At 63.1% G+C, this 233-nt stretch carries 1 protein-coding gene; it reads right to left on the bottom strand.

Going from position 1 to position 233, the window contains the following annotated elements:
* The coding region (locus SB756_RS35785) for a MotA/TolQ/ExbB proton channel family protein (RefSeq protein ID WP_410913985.1) at window positions 1-233 on the bottom strand (233 nt) is incomplete at both ends.

Genomic DNA, 233 nt, shown 5'->3' with positions numbered 1-233 from the left:
TGCAGCTTCAGCTCGATGGAGCGGGGGTTTTCGCCTTCGGCGATCGACAGGATGCCTTCGAGGAGCATTTCCCGGTAACGCGACTGGCGCACGGCAACGGATTTCAGCTTGGCGGCGATCGGCAGCAGCACCAGGTTGGCACTGGCCACCCCATAGATAGTGGCGACGAAGGCCACGGCGATGCCGCTACCCAGCTGGGATGGATCGGCCAGGTTGCCCATCACGTGGATCAG

It is taken from the genome of Pseudomonas sp. SIMBA_068 (assembly GCF_046534705.1).
In the GTDB taxonomy this organism is placed as follows: Bacteria; Pseudomonadota; Gammaproteobacteria; order Pseudomonadales; family Pseudomonadaceae; genus Aquipseudomonas; species Aquipseudomonas putida.
This window is presented reverse-complemented; position numbering and strand designations above follow the sequence as displayed.